Origin of the sequence: Campylobacter lari subsp. lari (assembly GCF_013372185.1) — a bacterium.
In the GTDB taxonomy this organism is placed as follows: domain Bacteria; phylum Campylobacterota; class Campylobacteria; order Campylobacterales; family Campylobacteraceae; genus Campylobacter_D; species Campylobacter_D lari.
The window spans coordinates 934,639-952,366 of record NZ_CP053830.1; the positions used below are offsets into that span (position 1 = coordinate 934,639).

The 17,728-nt window shown below is 29.1% G+C and carries 19 protein-coding genes; 4 read left to right on the top strand and 15 right to left on the bottom strand.

The genetic code is table 11. The annotated features are described in order from the left end of the window. The first annotated feature begins 4 nt into the window (after window positions 1–4). The 4 genes from CLLT_RS04960 (at window position 5) to CLLT_RS04975 (ending at window position 7,344) form a co-directional block, all read left to right on the top strand. Window positions 5–1,261: a TolC family protein gene (locus CLLT_RS04960; protein WP_074691803.1), complete on the top strand. Its 1,257-nt coding sequence runs from the start codon at window positions 5–7 to the stop codon at window positions 1,259–1,261. Then, on the top strand, window positions 1,258–1,998 hold the full coding sequence (locus tag CLLT_RS04965; protein WP_012661693.1) for an efflux RND transporter periplasmic adaptor subunit: 741 nt from the start codon (window positions 1,258–1,260) through the stop codon (window positions 1,996–1,998). The genes CLLT_RS04960 and CLLT_RS04965 overlap by 4 nt, the downstream gene beginning before the upstream one ends. A 2-nt stretch (window positions 1,999–2,000) precedes the next feature. After that, the gene (locus CLLT_RS04970) at window positions 2,001–5,015 is read left to right on the top strand and encodes an efflux RND transporter permease subunit (RefSeq protein WP_074691800.1); all 3,015 of its coding nucleotides are present in this window, start codon (window positions 2,001–2,003) and stop codon (window positions 5,013–5,015) included. A gap of 91 nt (window positions 5,016–5,106) precedes the next feature. After that, a complete protein-coding gene (locus tag CLLT_RS04975) occupies window positions 5,107–7,344 on the top strand; it encodes an autotransporter family protein (protein ID WP_074691797.1) in 2,238 nt (745 codons plus the stop codon). 50 nt (window positions 7,345–7,394) lie between these two features. On the opposite strand, the gene CLLT_RS04980 is transcribed toward CLLT_RS04975, so the two are convergent. The 15 genes from CLLT_RS04980 to CLLT_RS05050 form a co-directional block, all read right to left on the bottom strand. Further along, entirely contained in the window at window positions 7,395–7,724 is a 330-nt protein-coding gene (locus CLLT_RS04980) for an ArsC/Spx/MgsR family protein (protein ID WP_074691794.1), read from the bottom strand. Next, window positions 7,718–9,058 carry a class II 3-deoxy-7-phosphoheptulonate synthase gene (locus CLLT_RS04985; protein WP_074691791.1) on the bottom strand — a complete coding sequence of 447 codons (1,341 nt, stop codon included), beginning with the start codon at window positions 9,056–9,058 and terminating at the stop codon, window positions 7,718–7,720. The genes CLLT_RS04980 and CLLT_RS04985 overlap by 7 nt, the downstream gene beginning before the upstream one ends. A gap of 52 nt (window positions 9,059–9,110) precedes the next feature. Further along, window positions 9,111–9,464 (bottom strand): cupin domain-containing protein, encoded by a 354-nt coding sequence (locus CLLT_RS04990; RefSeq protein ID WP_074691788.1) that lies wholly within the window; start codon window positions 9,462–9,464, stop codon window positions 9,111–9,113. Between the two features lie 2 nt (window positions 9,465–9,466). Continuing rightward, entirely contained in the window at window positions 9,467–9,823 is a 357-nt protein-coding gene (gene rplS, locus CLLT_RS04995) for a 50S ribosomal protein L19 (protein ID WP_012661698.1), read from the bottom strand. A gap of 11 nt (window positions 9,824–9,834) precedes the next feature. Next, window positions 9,835–10,539: a tRNA (guanosine(37)-N1)-methyltransferase TrmD gene (gene trmD / locus CLLT_RS05000; protein ID WP_074691784.1), complete on the bottom strand. Its 705-nt coding sequence runs from the start codon at window positions 10,537–10,539 to the stop codon at window positions 9,835–9,837. Beyond that, entirely contained in the window at window positions 10,536–11,060 is a 525-nt protein-coding gene (gene rimM / locus CLLT_RS05005; protein ID WP_074691781.1) for a ribosome maturation factor RimM, read from the bottom strand. The genes trmD and rimM overlap by 4 nt, the downstream gene beginning before the upstream one ends. Beyond that, window positions 11,050–11,295, bottom strand: coding sequence for a KH domain-containing protein (locus CLLT_RS05010; RefSeq protein ID WP_012661701.1), 246 nt, complete (start codon window positions 11,293–11,295; stop codon window positions 11,050–11,052). Before CLLT_RS05010 ends, rimM begins: the two co-directional genes overlap by 11 nt. Window positions 11,296–11,297: 2 nt before the next feature. Then, window positions 11,298–11,525 (bottom strand): 30S ribosomal protein S16, encoded by a 228-nt coding sequence (rpsP, locus tag CLLT_RS05015; RefSeq protein ID WP_074691778.1) that lies wholly within the window; start codon window positions 11,523–11,525, stop codon window positions 11,298–11,300. A gap of 71 nt (window positions 11,526–11,596) precedes the next feature. Then, window positions 11,597–12,934 carry a signal recognition particle protein gene (gene ffh, locus CLLT_RS05020; RefSeq protein WP_070256722.1) on the bottom strand — a complete coding sequence of 446 codons (1,338 nt, stop codon included), beginning with the start codon at window positions 12,932–12,934 and terminating at the stop codon, window positions 11,597–11,599. Between the two features lie 63 nt (window positions 12,935–12,997). Beyond that, the gene (locus tag CLLT_RS05025) at window positions 12,998–13,750 is read right to left on the bottom strand and encodes a pseudouridine synthase family protein (protein WP_012661704.1); all 753 of its coding nucleotides are present in this window, start codon (window positions 13,748–13,750) and stop codon (window positions 12,998–13,000) included. After that, window positions 13,731–14,915 carry a lipid IV(A) 3-deoxy-D-manno-octulosonic acid transferase gene (waaA, locus tag CLLT_RS05030; RefSeq protein WP_074691905.1) on the bottom strand — a complete coding sequence of 395 codons (1,185 nt, stop codon included), beginning with the start codon at window positions 14,913–14,915 and terminating at the stop codon, window positions 13,731–13,733. The genes CLLT_RS05025 and waaA overlap by 20 nt, the downstream gene beginning before the upstream one ends. Beyond that, complete coding sequence (locus tag CLLT_RS05035; RefSeq protein WP_012661706.1) at window positions 14,912–15,631, bottom strand: zinc ribbon domain-containing protein; 720 nt, start codon at window positions 15,629–15,631, stop codon at window positions 14,912–14,914. Before CLLT_RS05035 ends, waaA begins: the two co-directional genes overlap by 4 nt. Window positions 15,632–15,642: 11 nt before the next feature. Further along, a complete protein-coding gene (locus CLLT_RS05040; RefSeq protein WP_074691775.1) occupies window positions 15,643–16,368 on the bottom strand; it encodes a Nif3-like dinuclear metal center hexameric protein in 726 nt (241 codons plus the stop codon). Next, entirely contained in the window at window positions 16,358–17,218 is an 861-nt protein-coding gene (glyQ, locus tag CLLT_RS05045; RefSeq protein WP_074691772.1) for a glycine--tRNA ligase subunit alpha, read from the bottom strand. Before glyQ ends, CLLT_RS05040 begins: the two co-directional genes overlap by 11 nt. Beyond that, window positions 17,215–17,721: a DUF3972 domain-containing protein gene (locus CLLT_RS05050; RefSeq protein ID WP_070256714.1), complete on the bottom strand. Its 507-nt coding sequence runs from the start codon at window positions 17,719–17,721 to the stop codon at window positions 17,215–17,217. Before CLLT_RS05050 ends, glyQ begins: the two co-directional genes overlap by 4 nt. Window positions 17,722–17,728: the final 7 nt, after the last annotated feature.

Here is a 17,728-nt window from a genome sequence, read left to right on the forward strand (position 1 = left end):
AAAAATGAAAATTTTATATTTACTTTTCTTGCCCTTATTTTTACTAGCTAACAATCTTAAAGAATTTATAGATTTAAGTTTAAACAATGAAAATTACTTACAAAAACAACTCCAATTTTCAAAAAGTATTTTAGAACAAGAAAGCGTACAAAATGCTTATTTGCCAAGCTTATATTTAGGTGTTTCTTATCTTGGCTCAAACAAAGATCGCTTTATCATAGAACCCCAAGAAAGTCTAATGAGTACTCTTTCACTTAAATTTTTACTTTTTGATGGGGGCAATAGAGAAGCAAAAATCGCTAGTATGCAAAGTCTAAAACAACTTGCTCATCTTGAAAAAGAAAACATGGCAAACTATATGGCGCTTAGTGCTAGTGTTTTGTATTTTAATTATCTTAGTTTAGAAAGTATTATAGCAAGTGATAAACAAAAAGAAATCACTCTACAAAATCAACTCAAGCGCTTAGAAAATTTTTACCAAGCTGGACTTGCTAGCCAAAGTGAACTTGAGAGCATAAGAGCAAAATTTGAGTTAAGTTCTTATGAATTAGCTCAAAATGAATTAAAACTATATGAATTAAAAAATGAAATTTATAATCTTAGTAAAACGCATTTTATGCCTTCTTTTCAGAATATTTTACAAGAACCAAGTGCAGAAAAAAACAAAAGCTATGAAATAGCCCTTATGCAAGAAAAATTGAATTTAGAAAATTTAAAAATAGACTCTGCTAGAGCTGAGTTGTTTCCAAAAATATTTTTACAAAATAGTTTTAGTTTTTATGATATGAACTATAATCCTAAATTACCGTATGAGCTAAAATCAATAAGCGAAAGCTTTTTAAAAGAACATGGGCAAAGCAATCGTTTTATTTTAGCTTTTGAGTGGAAAATTTTTGATTTTGGTGCTAATCAAAAAGCCCTAGAAGCTCAAAAATATACAAGCAAAATCACTCAATTAGAACTTGAAAAAACCAAAAGAAAAGTAGATATAGAACTAGATAATCTTTTACAAGAAATTGAAATTTCTAAAGTTAAAATAAAAGCATTAAATGCAAGTTTTAAAGCAGCTAATTTAGCTTTTGAGGCTATTGAGAAAAAATACACCGCAGGGCTTTGCTCATATGTAGAATACCTAAATGCATTAGAATTAAAATACAAAAGTCAAAGTCAGCTTGAACTAGCTAAAAATGAATATGAAATCACAAAAGCAAGGTATTATTTTACAGCTGGAATTGATATAAAAACAAAGGTTTTAGAATGAAATTAGTATTTTTAATTTTATTTTCTTTACTCACTTTAAAAGCTGAAGAAATTTATGCTAGTTTTGATGTGCTTGCACAAAATCAATCAAAATTATCCTTGCAAAGTGCTGGTATAGTTAAAACAATTTATGTGAATGTTAATGACAAGGTGAAAAAAGATCAAGTTTTACTTAAACTTGAAGATTCTAGTGAGCAAATAGCCTTAAAATTAGCACAAAATGAATACAAACTTGCCACTCTTGCATTAGAACATGCTAAAAGTTCTTTAGAAAAATTTAAAAAGGTGCAAGAAGTTATAGATAAGCAAAGCTATGAAAATGTTTTATTTGAGTTTCAAAAAGCTCAAAGCTTGCAACAAAAAGCCTTTTTAAATATACAACATTATAAAGACTTAATCGATAAAAAAACTCTAAAAGCACCTTATGATGGGATTATTTCTAACAAATATATCGACATAGGCGATGGAGCTAGGGGAATTTCTCATGTTTTATTTGAATTTTTTTCTTATCCAAAAGTAAAATTGCTTTTAAGTTTTGATGAAAAATTTAAAGATAAGGTAAAAATCAATGATATTTTTATTTATAAAATAGATTCAAATGAAAAAGAATATCAAGGCAAAATCACACTTATTTATCCAAGTATAGACATAAAAACACGAAAAATTTATGCAGAAGTTGAGGCCTTAAACTTTACTCCAGGTTCTTTTGGAGAAGGAAAAATCATCACCAAGGATTAATCTTGTATCGTTTTGCTATTAATAATCCTATTGCTGTTTTGATGTTTTTTATCGCTTTGGTGATTTTTGGTACTTTTTCTATTTTTAGTATGCCTATTAATCTTTATCCAAAAGTAGATATTCCTTTGATTAAAATTACCACAACCGCCAATGGAGATTTAAAATTTATAGAATCTAAAATAACCAAAGAAATAGAAAACGCAATTTCAGATGTACAAGGGATAAAAAATATCAACTCTACAAGTTATAATAATTTTTCTATTTCTGTTATTGAATTTGAATTAGGAAAAAACTTAGAAGTAGCTGCAAATGATATTAGAGATAAACTTAATACTATTAATCTTCCAGCAAAGCCAACCTTAGAAAAAATATCCCCTGATGCGGGATCTGTTGTATCATTATTTTTAAGTTCTAAAGATCATTTAAAACTTATGCGTAAGATTGACAATGATATAAAACCATTTTTACAGAAAATTTCAGGAGTTGGGACGATCAATGATATAGCCTTTTTAAAACCACAAGTTCAAATCAAACTCTTGCCTAATGCTTTGCAAAAATACCACATTAATGCACTTGATGTAGCTAAAATCATCCAAAGCCATAATTTTAAACAATATCTAGGTGAATTTGAAAATTCAAAAGATAATTTTACTATCAAAGGATATTTTGAAGCACAAAATTTAAAAGAGTTAGAAAATATACGCATTTTTAGTGGAATATTTTTAAAAGATATAGCAGATATTAGCTATGGCTTAGAAGATCAAAAGCAGTTTGCAATGCTTGATACAAAAGATGGGGTATTGCTTGAACTTAATAAAATTTCTGGTTATAACTCCTTAAAAGTTATAGAAAATATCAAAAATTCTTTAAAAACATTGCAAACAATAGCAGGCAATGAGATAGAAATTAAAATAGTTTATGATAAAAGCCAAAATATCTTAAAACATATCAATCAAGTTATTTTTGATATGGTTTTTGGAGTGATTTTGACACTTTTAATAGTGTATGTATTTTTAAGAAATATCAGTGCGACTATTTTAGCTTTTATTGTTTTACCAACTTCGATTATTTCTAGTTTTTTTCTCATTAATCTTTTAGGTTATGATATTAATCGCTTAACCATTATAGCTCTTACTTTAAGTATAGGAATTTTTATAGATGATGCTATAGTCATCATTGAAAGTATAGCCAAAAAAGCAAAAACACTCCCTCCTTTGCAAGCTTCGTTTGAAGGGATCAAAGAAATAGGCTTTAGCGTTTTAAGCATTAGTGCGGTTTTATTGTGTGTGTTTATACCTATTGCTTATATGAATTCAGTTCCTGGTTTATTTTTTAATGTATTAGCTACTAGTGTTGCTTCTGGTGTAATTATAAGCTATCTTGTAAGTGTATTTTTAATACCTACCTTAAGTGCTAGATTTTTAAATACTAACGAAAGTACATTTTATAAAAAAAGTGAATTTTTATTTATCAAACTTGACTTATTTTACGAAAAACTACTTTATAAAGTTTTAGCTAATAAAATTAAATTTATCCTATCAACACTTGTTATAATTATTTTATGTTTTTCTTTAGCTCCTAAAATAGGCTTGGATTTTCTACCTATAGAAGAAGATAGTGAAATACAAGTTTTACTAGAAAGCAAAAACGACTTATCTTTAGAAGCTATGAAAGAAAAAAGTTTAAAAGTATATGAAAATATAAAGCAAGATCCAAGTGTTGCTTATGCATATTTACTTATAGGATATAATGACGCAAAGGAAATTAAAAAAGCGAAAATTTATGTGAAATTAAAACCTTTAAATGAAAGAAAATTCAGACAGCCTAAGCTTATTAGCCTTTTTCAAGAAAAATTAAACTCCTATGAAGACTTAAAAATAAAAGTTTTAGAACTCCTTAAAATAGAAGGAGCAGGCATTGAAGATCCGGTTCAAATTCAAATTTTAGGTGATGATTTAAAGTCAATAAAAGAAGCTATTGATAGAATGAAAGAAGTATTTTCAAAACATGAAGGCTTTGTTGCTATAGATGATAATGAAGGGGATTTAAAAGAAGAAATTGCTATTAGTATTAATAGGGAAAAAGCTGCCAAACTTGGTATTAACCCTCAAGAGCTTGCTTATGTCTTGGCTTATTCCTTTGGAAATTTAAGCGTTGGAAATATGGATTATAAAAATTTTAAAGATGAAATTATCCTTAGCTTTGATGAAGCTTTTAAACAAAATCCAACCAGTTTAGAGCTAATAGAACTTAAAAATCACAACAATGAAAGTATAAAACTTGCTAGCATTGCTAACTTTTCTTACAAAAAAGATCTTTCCTTAATTAACAGGCACAATAAAACTACTAGCATAAAACTCACTTCAAGCATAGAAAACATTTCTCTAGGTGAAGTAAGAAAAATTTTTGAGTCCAATTTAGCTTATATTTTAGGAAAAAATAACCTATCTTTTGCTTATTCTGGCTTTTTGGACTTTTTAGATGATACCATTAGTGGATTTTTGTTTTCTATATCTTTGGGAATGATTTTGATTTATCTAATCCTTGCTTCTTTGTATTCAAGTTTAATACTTCCTTTAATCATCATGATAAGCATGCCTTTGGCTTTTGGTGGAGCTTGTTTTGGAATTTTTATCACAGGAAATCACTTTTCTTTATTTGTGCTTGTAGCTATTATTTTGCTTTTTGGAATGGTGGGAAAAAATGCTATATTATTAGTGGATGTAGCTAATAAAAAATGCGATGAAGGTATAGAAGTAGAAAAAGCACTAATTTATGCAGGAAAAAGTCGTTTAAGAGCCATTTTAATGACAACTTTTGCGATGATTTTTTCCATGCTTCCGCTAGCACTTTCAAAAGGTTCTGGCTTTGAAGGAAATTCCCCTATGGCCATTGCTATTATATTTGGTCTTATTAGCTCAACCTTACTTACACTTTTAGTAGTGCCAGCTTTATTTAAATTTGCTTATAATTTAGATATGAAAATTAAAAAAATCTACCAAAGAGATAAAATTTAAACACTTTTTTAAATTTTCATTTACTTTAAACTTAAATTTATGGGGGGGGGTATAATGCTTTTTTTAATTTAAACTTACAAGGAGTAATCAAATGAAACTTTCTTATTATACAAGTAAGGTTTTAATGAGTGTTAGCATTGGTGCTTTATTAAGCAGTGCTGCTTTAACTCAAGAAATTACTATTACTGATGGTGATGGTAGCATGGAGCAACATTTTGAAACAAATGATGGACAACATTTTACTTTAAAAAATGATTATACTAATGGCAATTTAACCATAAATATCAACGATACAGATCTACCCAACAGCATAGCAAAAGAAGGTTATGAAGATCTTGCGACGGTGAATATTAATTTAGGTTCTAATGAACTTACTATTAAAAATATTTCACATGGAGATATTTCTACCTATGTAACAAATTATACTATCAATGCTAAAAAAACCGAAGCTATAGATGTAATATTTCAAAGCACAAATGGAAAATCTATCGTAAATGGAGATTTTAGTATAAAAGGTTCATCTAGTCCTACAGAAGGTGTTTTAGATGATATAAAATCTTCAGCTATATTAATCGGCGATGGACATGGCCTACAAGGCTCTCTTGAAGTAAATGGAAATTTCACAGCTGATCAATCTACTCTATTTACCATAGGTGGTAATAAAAGTCAAAACCACATACAAGTAAATGGCAAAGCAAATATCACAAATTCAAACTTTTCTATAGGAACAACAAGTTTTGGTGGTTTAGCTTTAAATAATTATGTTTTCATGAGTGCAAGTGAAGGGTTTAATGAAGATATAACAGACTCAAACAAAGCTAGTGCAAATATAAGTAAAAGTTTTGAAAGCATTGTTGGTATGAGCAACAAAGACTTAGGACTTGATTATGAAGTTGTAAGAGCTATGGATGTAAAAGATTTTGTTGATTATAAACTTTCCACTAAAGACAATAAGCTTTTAATTAGTGGTGGTGCAAATGAAAATGTAAATAACAATAAGATGATTCTAGAAAGCGATAAAAAATATCTAGAATTAATTAAAACTGATTTAGAAGATGCCAAAGATGATGAAGGTGTTAATATAGAAAAAATTGATGAAGCCATTGCAAAAATTGATGAGCAAATAAAACAAATTCAAGATATGATTAGCAATGCCGGAGATAAAATCTCTGACGATGATTACATTAAAAACGATTCTAGCGTTTCAGCTTCTAACAAAGACTTTGTTTCTAAAATTTTAGATGGGCTTAAAATTGGTGGAGATTTAAATGCAATAGGTAGTATTAAATTTGATAAAGTCGGGGAACAAGTAGCAAATGATATAAAAGATTCAGCTAAATCTATCTCAAATGTAAATCAAGCCTCATCAGGTATAAACTCAACTATTAATGTATCAAATGATGTATCTATAGGTTCTCGTGTAGCTATGTTAAATAATCCTTATGGAAATTACGCTACAAAATTATCTCAAATAAGATTTGCTACTAATGATTATAGAGGAAATTATGTTGATAATTATAATAACAGCATTTGGGGTAATGTAATAGGTGGTGCAAACATCATAGATGGAGATAGTGGTGCTTTATATGGATCTACTATAGGTATGGACAGAAAAATTAACGATGATGTTATTATTGGAGCTTATTTTACTTATGCAAATGCAAAAATAAAAGATAATCTTTTAACTCAAAAATCAGATAATTTCCAACTTGGTGCTTATTCTAATATCTATATTAGTCCAAAAATAGAAGTTAATGTTAAAGCATATGCTCAAATTTCTCCAACAGATCAAGATATTATAAATAGAGGATTCAACACTACAAATAGTGCTGATTTTAACAGAAAATTCTTTGGTTTGAGTGCTAATATGGGGTATGTTTTTGATTTTAGCGACAATACTTTATTTATCAAACCTTTCGCTGGAGCAAACTACTACTATGCACACACTCCAAGCTACAAAGAAAATGGAATTGCGGGAAAAGATGTGAGTAGCGCTAGCAACAATTCTATTTCGTTAGAACTTGGTGCTGAATTTAGGAAATATATGAATGAAAAATCATATCTATTTATCACTCCAAAAATAGAACAATATGTAATGAATAATGGAGATGATTTTGTAGCAAGTTTAAACGGTGTAGCGCTACCTAGTGTAAAAAGTGATGACAAGAAAAAAACTTATGGACAAATCATCATAGGTGGAAATGTAGATATTAGTGAGCAATTTAGCTTAAATGCAGGTATTGGAGCTAAACAAATACTAGCTGGTAAAACAGATGGTAAAAATGAAACTTATGTAAGTGGTCAAGTAGGTTTTAAATACAAATTCTAAAAAAATATTTTTTGAGAAACTCCTAAATGCTAGAGCAAAACTCTAGCATTTTAAAAACTCTCATATTCTTTAGCTATAAAAACTTCATCATCTTTTACAATTAATGGGCGTTTTATGAGTGTTGGACTTTGTAAAATCATCACTTTAATTTCACCTTGGTTTAAATTTTGGAGTTTTTCTTTACTTAAGCCTATTTTTCTAGCACTCATACCTGCTATATTTACAAGCTCTAAAACACTTCTTTTACTAAGCCAAAAATCTAAAGTTTTTTCATCTAGTTTTTTAATGTCTAAAAATTCAAATTCAATTTGCTTAGAATTTAAATAATCCATAGCTTTTTTAACACTATTACAATTTTTAATACCATAAAATTTTAACATCTTCTTGCCTTTTTAACTAAGTCTGCTATGATAAATGCTAATTCTAAAGCTTGATCAGCATTTAATCTTGGATCACATTGTGTTTCATAGCGTTTAGAAAGTTCTTCTTGAGTGATATTTAAAGAGCCTCCCACACATTCAGTTACATTTTGCCCTGTCATCTCTAGATGTACCCCACCAGGATATACTCCCTCACTCATAGCTATTTCAAAAAATGCACGCACTTCTTGAATGATTTTATCAAATTCTCTTGTTTTGAAATTACCCGATTTAACCGTATTTGCATGCATAGGATCTATGCTATAAAGTATATTAAATCCTTCTTGTTTTAACTCTTTAAATAATTTTGGCAAGGCATTTTCTATCTTATCACATCCCATACGAATGATGAAATTTAATCTTCCTGCTTCATTATGTGGATTTAAAATATTTACTAACTTTTTAATCTCATCTAAATCATAATTAGCACTAAGCTTAACACCAAGTGGATTTTTCACTCCACTTAAAAAATGCACATGTGCTTCATCTGCTTTTCTAGTACGCTCACCTATCCAAAGCATATGTGCTGAACAATCATAAATTTCCCCACTTAAACTATCTACTCTAGTTAAAGCTTCTTCATAAGGCAAAAGCAAGGCTTCATGAGAAGTATAAAAGGCTGTTTGAGAAAGATTTGGAGTATCGGTGATGCCACAAGCTTGCATAAAAGCTAAAGCTTGAGTGATTTTTTCACTAAGTTCATCATATTTTCTCCCAAGCTCTACCTTTTTTAAAAAACCCAAATTCCACTTATGCACTACTCTTAAATCTGCTAAACCGCCTCTTGAAAAAGCTCTTAATAAATTTAAAGTTGTAGCACTTTGATAATATGCTTCTAGCATTCTTTTAGGATCAGCTATTCTTGATTTTTCATTAAATTCAAAACCATTAATAATATCCCCACGATAACTTGGAAGCTTTACTCCATCTACTTCTTCAAAATCACTGCTTCTTGGCTTTGCAAATTGCCCTGCAACGCGCCCTACTTTAACGATAGGACAAGATCCTGCAAAAGTAAGCACTATAGCCATTTGAAGCATGACTTTAAACATATCTCTTATATTATCAGCGCCAAAATTTACAAAACTCTCCGCGCAATCTCCTCCTTGGAGTAAAAATGCTTGAGAATTTACAACATTAGCAAGGGATTTTTTTAACTTATCTACCTCACCTGCAAAAACAAGCGGTGGTAATTTTTCTAATTGTTTTACAACACCTTGCAATTCATTTCCATCGGGATATTGTGGTTGTTGTTGAATTTTATAATTTTTCCAAGAATCTTTAGTCCATTTCATAGCTTAACTTCCTCATTTTAGTAAGCTACAATTATACAAAATAAGACTTAAATTAAGATTTTAAAACACTTTCAACGCGTTCAAGGCTATCTTGTTTATATAAAGTTAAGCGCACTATAGAATCTTCTAGCGCCAAAAGATTATGAATTTCATGAGCTTTTAAGCTTATACTATCTAGTGTTTTAAGTAGAATTTTTTGATTTAAAACCCCAAAATCAATGGAGCCTTTTAATACTTGTATGGTAATATCAAAAGGCGCTTTATGATCTTTCATAAAGCTGTCTTTTGACATAGTTATGCATACTTCTTTAGCATAAGCATTTTCTATTTTCTTAGTTATATTTATGCCATTTTGAATTTCTTGTTCCCAAGAAATTACTTCATATATTTGAGTTCTAAATTTCACTTTTATTTTTTAAGTTCTTTAATACGAGCAGCCTTACCTCTTCTATCTCTTAGGTAGAATAATCTAGCACGGCGTACACGACCTCTTCTTAATACAGTAATACTTTCTAAACTTTCACTATATATAGGGAAAATTCTTTCAACACCTACATTGTTAGCGCCGATTTTGCGTACGATGAAAGTTTCATCTACACCATTTCCTCTACGTGCTATACAAATACCTTCAAAATTTTGAATTCTCGTTTTATCGCCTTCTTTAATGCGAATCGCAAGTCTTAAAGTATCTCCAGCACGAAATTCTGGAACATTTTTACCTTCAATTTGTTTTTGCTCAAATTGCTCAATGTATTTATTTTTCATAATGATATTCCTTAAAATTTGCGTTCATGCTTTTGATACAAATCAGGACGAAAATATTTCGTTTTGCAAGACGCCAAAGTAGTTTTTAAAGCTGTGATTTTAGCGTGATTTCCCTTTAAAAACTCTGAAGGCACATAAAATTTTTTATTTTCCTTTTCAAAAACAAATGGCTTGGAAAATGATGGGGCTTCTAATAAGTCATTTTCAAAACTTTCTTCACTTAAACTTTCACTATTTCCAAGAACATCTTGAATATTTCTACTAATAGCATCACACATCACCAAAGATGCTAGCTCTCCGCCTGTAAGTATAAAATCACCTATAGAAAATACCTCATTAGCAAATTCTTCCACAATGCGCTCATCCAAACCCTCATATCTACTACTTACAAAGCAAATATGATCTTTCTTGCTTAATCTTTTAGCATCAGCTTGCTTAAAAGTCTTAGCACAAGGCAAAAGAAAAACAAAATGAACATTTTTATCTTGCTTTTTAATATGCATTAAGCAATCATACAAAGGTTGAGCTTGTAGCAAAAGCCCTGCACCTCCTCCTATTTTATAATCATCTACTTTAAAGTGCTTGTTTGTGGTAAATTTTCTAGGATTAACAAAAGTAAATTCTAATATTCCCTTTTCTTTTGCCCTTGCTAAAATAGAAGTTTGAAAATAAGGCTCAATAAGCTCTGGGAATAAACTTACAAAAGTATATTTCATGAATTTTCTAAAATATCTAAAGCAAATTGTGTGAATATCTTTTTATTTTCTACATCAACTTTTTGAATATATTTATCAACATAAGGAATATAAAAATTTTTAACCTTTGCCTGTAGTTTTTCATCGCATTTTATACAAAATAAAAACCCTGCTCCATTTTCTAAAATGTCTTCAACTACACCTAATTTTTTCTCATTTTCAATAACATCACATCCAATTATGTCAAAATAAAAATACTCATCTTTTTTTAATTTGCAAGTTTCTTTTGTAGCTTCAATAGTTTGAAAAAGAGTAATATTAGTTAAGGTTTTAGCAGCATCAACACTCTCAAATCCTTCAAATAAAACTAAAGATCTAGTTTTATCAAAAGCCTTTATGGTGTAAATTTTTTGATTAATATCAAAAAATTTAGCACCTATTTTAAACTGCTCATAAAAATCACTAAGATTATGTAATTTTACATAGCCTTTCAAACCAACACTTTTCCCAAGTTTAGCAACTTGGACTAAATCATTCTTCAATGGCTTTTACCGTTATACGATATGAAGTTGCATCTTTAACTTTGTAAGCCATAATGACTGTTTTTATTGCGTTGATTAATTTTCCATTTTTTCCGATCAACTTACCAGTATCAGATGGATCGACATAAATGATAATTTCAGCAAAATTATTTTCTAAATTTTGTCTTTGTATATCAACTTTTTCAGGAAAATCAACAATTAATTTTGCGTATTCTCTTAAAAAATTTTCAACCATTTTTATTTGCTTGTAATAGCTGCTACTCTATCGCTTAATTTAGCACCTACGCTTTTCCAATAAGCTAAACGCTCAGAATCAAATTTTACCACTTCAGGCTCAACCATAGGATTATAATATCCAATGCTTTCTATCCAGCTGCCATCGCGTCTTTTTCTGCTATCAGTTACAACTATACGATAAAATGGTCTTTTTTTACGTCCCATTTTTGTAAGTCTGATTACTGTCATTTTAATACTCCTAAAAAAATTAAAATTTTGTTATAGATATTTTAACTCATATATCCATAAAAAAGCTTTAATTATTGTGGTCTTTTAGCTTGCTGCAACATATTCATAAAGTTTTCCATTCCTTTTTTGTTTGAAAATTTCTTTGCCAACTTAGCTGCATTACTAAATTGTTTTAAAAAGCGATTTACTTCCATTTGTGATAAACCAGCACCCTCTGCAATACGACGCTTTCTTGCGTTGTTTAATAAATCAGGATTTTCTCTTTCTTTTGGAGTCATTGAAGAAATCATTGCCTTAATATGAATAATTTCTTTAGAATTATCCAAGTCAATATCTTTAATATTTGCTGCCATAGATGATAAACCAGGTATCATGCCAATGATTGATTTCATACTGCCAAGTTTTTTAACACTTTCCATTTGATTTAAAAAGTCATTAAAATTAAATTCGCCTTTTTTAATTTTCTTATTAAGTTTTTTTGCTTCTTTTTCATCAATAATCGCTGCAGTTTTTTCAGCCAAAGTCGCTAAATCGCCCTCGCCCATAATACGATTGACAATCCTATCAGGTATAAAAACTTCTAAATCAGCTACCTTTTCACCAACACCTATAAATCTTAATGGAACACCAATTTGCTTAGCTATACCTAGTGCAACCCCGCCTTTAGTATCTGCATCAAATTTACTTAAAATAACCCCAGTAATTTCTAAAGCCTCATTAAAACTACTTGCAGTTTTAACGCCATCTTGACCACTCATAGCATCAGCTACATAAAAAACTTCATCAGGATTTAAAATAGCTTTTACCTCTTTAAGCTCATTCATTAAAGCAGTATCTATAGCTAAACGGCCAGCAGTATCTACAAGTAAAACATCATACATAGAATTTTTTGCTTTTTCTAAAGCTTGTTTAGCTACATTTAAAGGGTTGTTTTCATTTTCTATGAAAAATAAATCAAGCTCATTAGCTTGAGTGAGTTGTCTTAATTGCTCTACTGCAGCTAATCTTTGCAAATCACATGCAGCAATTAGTACTTTTTTATTTCTTAGTTTTAAATAATTAGCAATTTTTACTGTAGTAGTAGTTTTACCACCACCTTGCAAACCACACATTAAAACAACCGTAGGTGGCTTACTGGCAAACACAAAACCTTGATTTTTGCCTTTAACACTTAAAATTTCTTCTAAATTTTTCTTAATTGAGTCTAAAAATTGTTTTTGACCTATGCCATTAGTTTTTACATCATTTTCTACAAGAGCTAATAATTCTTTAGTAACTTTATGATGCACATCTGCTTTTAAAAGGGCTTTTTTTAAAGTGTCAAGAGCATTTTTCAAAGCTTTTTCATCATCAACAAAACGAAGTTTATTAACTGCGGATTTAAACGATTCGCTAACTATTTCAAACACTTTATTTTCCCTTTATTAAATTTTAAAAAGCTAAATTATAAACCCTTTTAGCTTTAAACGCCTTTAAAAATTTAAATTTTTTATTTCAAAACCATAGGCATTAAAGCTCTCATCAAGCAAGGCTTTAAATTGATAATCAAAAATATGCGTTTCATAAGAATGCAAAAACATTCTTGATGAACTAATTTTTGCATATTTTTCATCACCTATAATACCATGTTTTATATGATTTAAATGTACTCTAATTTGATGTGTTCTACCTGTTTTGATAATTGCTTTTATTAAGGTTTTTTTAGCATTTACCATTAAAGGTACAACTTGGGTATGAGCTTCTAAGCCAAATTTATCAATTTTACTAAAGGCTCCGGATTTATTTTTTATAGTAGTTATTTTTTCACAAATTTCAAGCTCTTCAGCAATCACTCCATCAACAATAGCTAAATAACTTTTATAAACATTTTGCTTTTTATATTCTTGAATACATTTTAGTCTAAATTCCTCATCTTTACTTAAAAGCAAAACTCCACTTGTTTCTTTATCAAGTCTATTGATTAATTTAGCATTATAAACATCTTCTAAATTCTCGCTAATTTCCCCATAAGGCTTATTTAAAGCTATGATTTTATCATCTTCAAAAAGTATTTTTGCTTTTTTTATTTTTTGCACAACAAATCTTGTTTTAGAACTCATCAAAGCTCTAGCTATAACAACCTTTTTACCCATAGCAAAAACACAGCCTTTGTCAATCAAATCTTTTGCTGCATTATTAGAAATTTTTTCTTGCATTGCAAGCAACTTATAAGCTTTTTCTTGCATCTAAACCTTCTTTTATGCTTAATATAATTTCATTTAAATCACTTTGTTCTTTAATCTGCGCTTGTGATAATTTTTGTTTTAAAAAATTATTTATATCTTTTACACTCTCGCAAATATACAAACCATCAACTTCTTGATATAAACTTTCTTGATTAAAAAAATATTTCCCTGAGATAATAATATTATTCCATCTAGCTGCTTCTATAGGATTATGCCCACCTATATTGTCTATAAAAGAGCCGCATAAAAAAACCACATCACTAATCTTATAAAAACTTTCTAGCTCACCCAAAGTATCTAATAATAAACATTTAGCATTAAAAAAATTTGCAAAATCATTTTCGCTTAAAGTAAAGTCTGAAAATTTTTGCATATTATAGTGGTTTTTTTGACAAAAATCTTTTAAAATTTCCTTAACCTCGCCAAAACGCTCTGGATGTCTTGGAGCGATAATCAATTTATCGTTTTCTTCTAAATTAATCTCATTAAGCAATAATCGTTCTTCATTCTCATGTGTACTAGCAAATACAATAATCCTAGCTTTGGGCTTGGAATAGTTTTTCACTTGTTCTTGTTTTATATTAGCTTTGATATTTTTATATGCTATAACATTTTTAGCTCCCAAGCATTCTAATCTTTCTTTGTCTTTTTGACTTTGCGCAAACACAACATCAATATATTTAAAAATTAAACGATAAAAAAAGCCAAAACGCTTGTAGTTTTTTAAAGATCTATCGCTAATTCTAGCATTTAATAAAACAACTTTTGCATTATAAAATTTAGCCATAAACACAAGCATAAGCCAAAGCTCTGCTTCAAAAATAACCAAAACTCTACAAGATCTCATCCAAAAAGGTACAAAAACCTCAAAAGGGAAAAAATTTACTTTTTTAGAATATTTTAAAGCTTCGTTAAAACCAGTTTGAGTTATAGTTGAAATTTTACAAGCTGGAAAAAGTTTTATTAAAGGAATAAGGCTTTTAATTTCACCAAAAGAACAAGCATGAAAATACACATCACCTTGCTTTTGTCTTAAATTTTTGTAAAGAAAAAATCTTGATTTTAATGATATTTTATACTTTTCCTTGCAAAAACTTAAAATCAACAAAAAAGGAGCTGCAATTATATATATAATCACAGCAAAAATATAATAAAAAAAAATCAATTTTGATTTTCTTCTTTTTCTTTGTACAAAATTCTTCCACAATGCGGGCAAGTTATGATTTCATCACCTTTTAAAACAGCCAAATAAGTTTTATCATAAATTCTCATAAAACAGCCATAACAAGCATGTTTTTTTACAGGAACTACTGCAGTATTTCCCGCCCATTTTCTAATTTTTTCATAAAAAGTTAAAACTTTTTGATTTATTTCACCTACTAGTTTTACCTTTTTATCATAAATTTCTAATCTTTCTTTTTCGATATCCACTAAAACATTTTTAGTTTGAGCGTCAATTTGATCCACTTCATTTTCAAGTTCACTTCTTTTAGCTTGCAATTCTTGTATAAACTTTTCTTTATTTTCTAAAATTTTATCCAATCTTTCAATTTCTTCATTTGCTGCATCAAGTTGTTCTTTGGCTATATCCTCTTCAATTTTTAAAGCATTTGCTTCTTTTTCGGTTTTTACTGCTGCACTTTTTTTGGCTATTTCTTTTATTTTTACACCAAATTCTGCAATATGATTGTTATTTTGAATTTTTTGATTTTCTATATCTTTAATATCTTTCTCAAAGCCTGCAATTTCTTCTTCTGTTTTATCAAGTAAATTGCGTTTTTCTTTTAAATCTTTTGTAGCATCTTCTACTTTATTTGCAAAACCATCAAGTTCTTTATCAATTTGTGATAAAGCTATAAGTTGTTCTAAATATTTACTCATTGAAATTTTCCTTAAAAATATTGAAATGGATTTTTTGAAACTGATATTATAACTTCTAAATGAAATTTTTGCAAATCTTTTGCTAAAATTTTACCAAAGCAAGATTCGCTTTCATAGTGTCCTATATCAATCAAGCTAAGTTTATTATGATAACTTTCCAAAGCTTGATGATATTTAAAATCTCCACTTAAAAAGCAGTCTGCCTTAACACTAGAAATTAAATCTCCTCCACTACCTGTACATATTGCTAAAGTTTTAATTTTCTCATTACCTGCATTTACAACTCTTATACAATCAAGCTTTAAACTTTTTTTTATATGATTGATTAAATCACTAAATTTAAAATCAACATTACAATAAATTAAAAACTCATTTTGTTCTTTAATCTTAAAACCTAAAATTTCATGAGCAAAATAAGCATTCAAATGACTTAAGTCAAAATTCGTATGCATAGCAATTAAAGCTATGTTTTTTTGTATCATTTTAGTAAGAATATTTTGTGGATAAAGCACTCCACTTAAATGCTTTAAACCCTTAAAAATCAAAGGGTGATGTACTATAAATAAAGAATTCTCACTAGCATTTTCCACTAAATCAATATCCACATCAAGAGCAAGATAAATTTGATTTACTTCCTGGTCTAAAGTTCCAAGTAATAGGCCACTATTATCCCATGAACTTTGCGTGCTAAATGGGCTAATAGTATCCAAATAATCATAAATTTCTTTAATTTTCATCTAAATTTTCTTTATACACCAAAGCACAATTTTTAGATAATTCTCTAATTTTAAGCATAAAATCTTGTCTTTGAGTTACTGAAATAGCCCCTCTTGCATCAAGCAAATTAAAAGTGTGCGCTGCTAGCATGCAATAATCATATGCAGGTAAAGCAAGCTTTGCTTCTAATGCATTTTTACACTCATTATAAGCATTTTCAAATTGCACATTTAAAGTTTTAACATCACTTACTTCAAAATTATATTTGCTAAATTCAAACTCACCTTGCTTATGAACATCTTTATAGGTAATTTTTTCACCATTAAATTCATTCCAAACTATATCATATACATTATCTACATCTTGTAAATACATTGCAAGTCTTTCTAAACCATAGGTAATTTCAACACTAACTAAATCTACGCTTATACCGCCAACTTGTTGAAAATAAGTAAATTGAGTTACTTCCATACCATCAAGCCAAACTTCCCAACCTAGACCCCAAGCACCTAAACTTGGACTTTCCCAGTTATCCTCAACAAAACGAATATCATGTGATTTTAAATCAAAACCTAAATTTTCTAAACTTTTTAAATATAATTCTTGGATGTTATCAGGACTTGGTTTAATCAAAACTTGAAATTGATAATAAGCACCCAATCTATTTGGATTTTCCCCATATCTACCATCTGTTGGTCTTCTACTTGGTGCTACATAAGCAGCTGCCCAAGGTTTTTTACCTAAACTTCTTAAAAAAGTTGCAGGATGAAAAGTCCCTGCGCCTGCTGGAAAATCATAAGGTTGCATAATGGCACAACCTTGTTTTTGCCAAAATTCTTGTAAGTTCAATATCATTTGAGAAAAAGTCATTTTTCTTCCTTTATTTCTTCTGGCTTTTCAGGTGAATTTGCATATATTTCTACTGTTTTATTCCACATCATTTTATATTTTCTTTTTAGAAATTCCACTTCATTGCGCGCATATTTGAGTTGCTCGTTAAGATTTTCTATAGTTTTTCTATCCTCATCATAAAGTTCTTGCATAGAATAAAGAGCATCTTTTAAAAATTTATTCTCACCCTTTAAAGCTTCTAAAGTCTCATCTTTAGCATCAAGAACTTTTTCATGTAAGTTTAAAATAGTTCCTATGGTTTTTTCCACAAAACTCTCTCCTGCTAAAGTCATAGAATTTACCATAGCAGGTTGCTTTGAGCTTGTTGGAACCACGCTAAATGTTCCTTGATTAGCCTCAATATAAATTTCACCCTCTTCTTCTTTGAAATTTAAAGCACCATTTGCCATCATTCCTTTTACAACATCTTCGCTTAAATGCACTAATTGACAAAATTCTTTTAACTTCAAGTAAGTTTGCATATATACT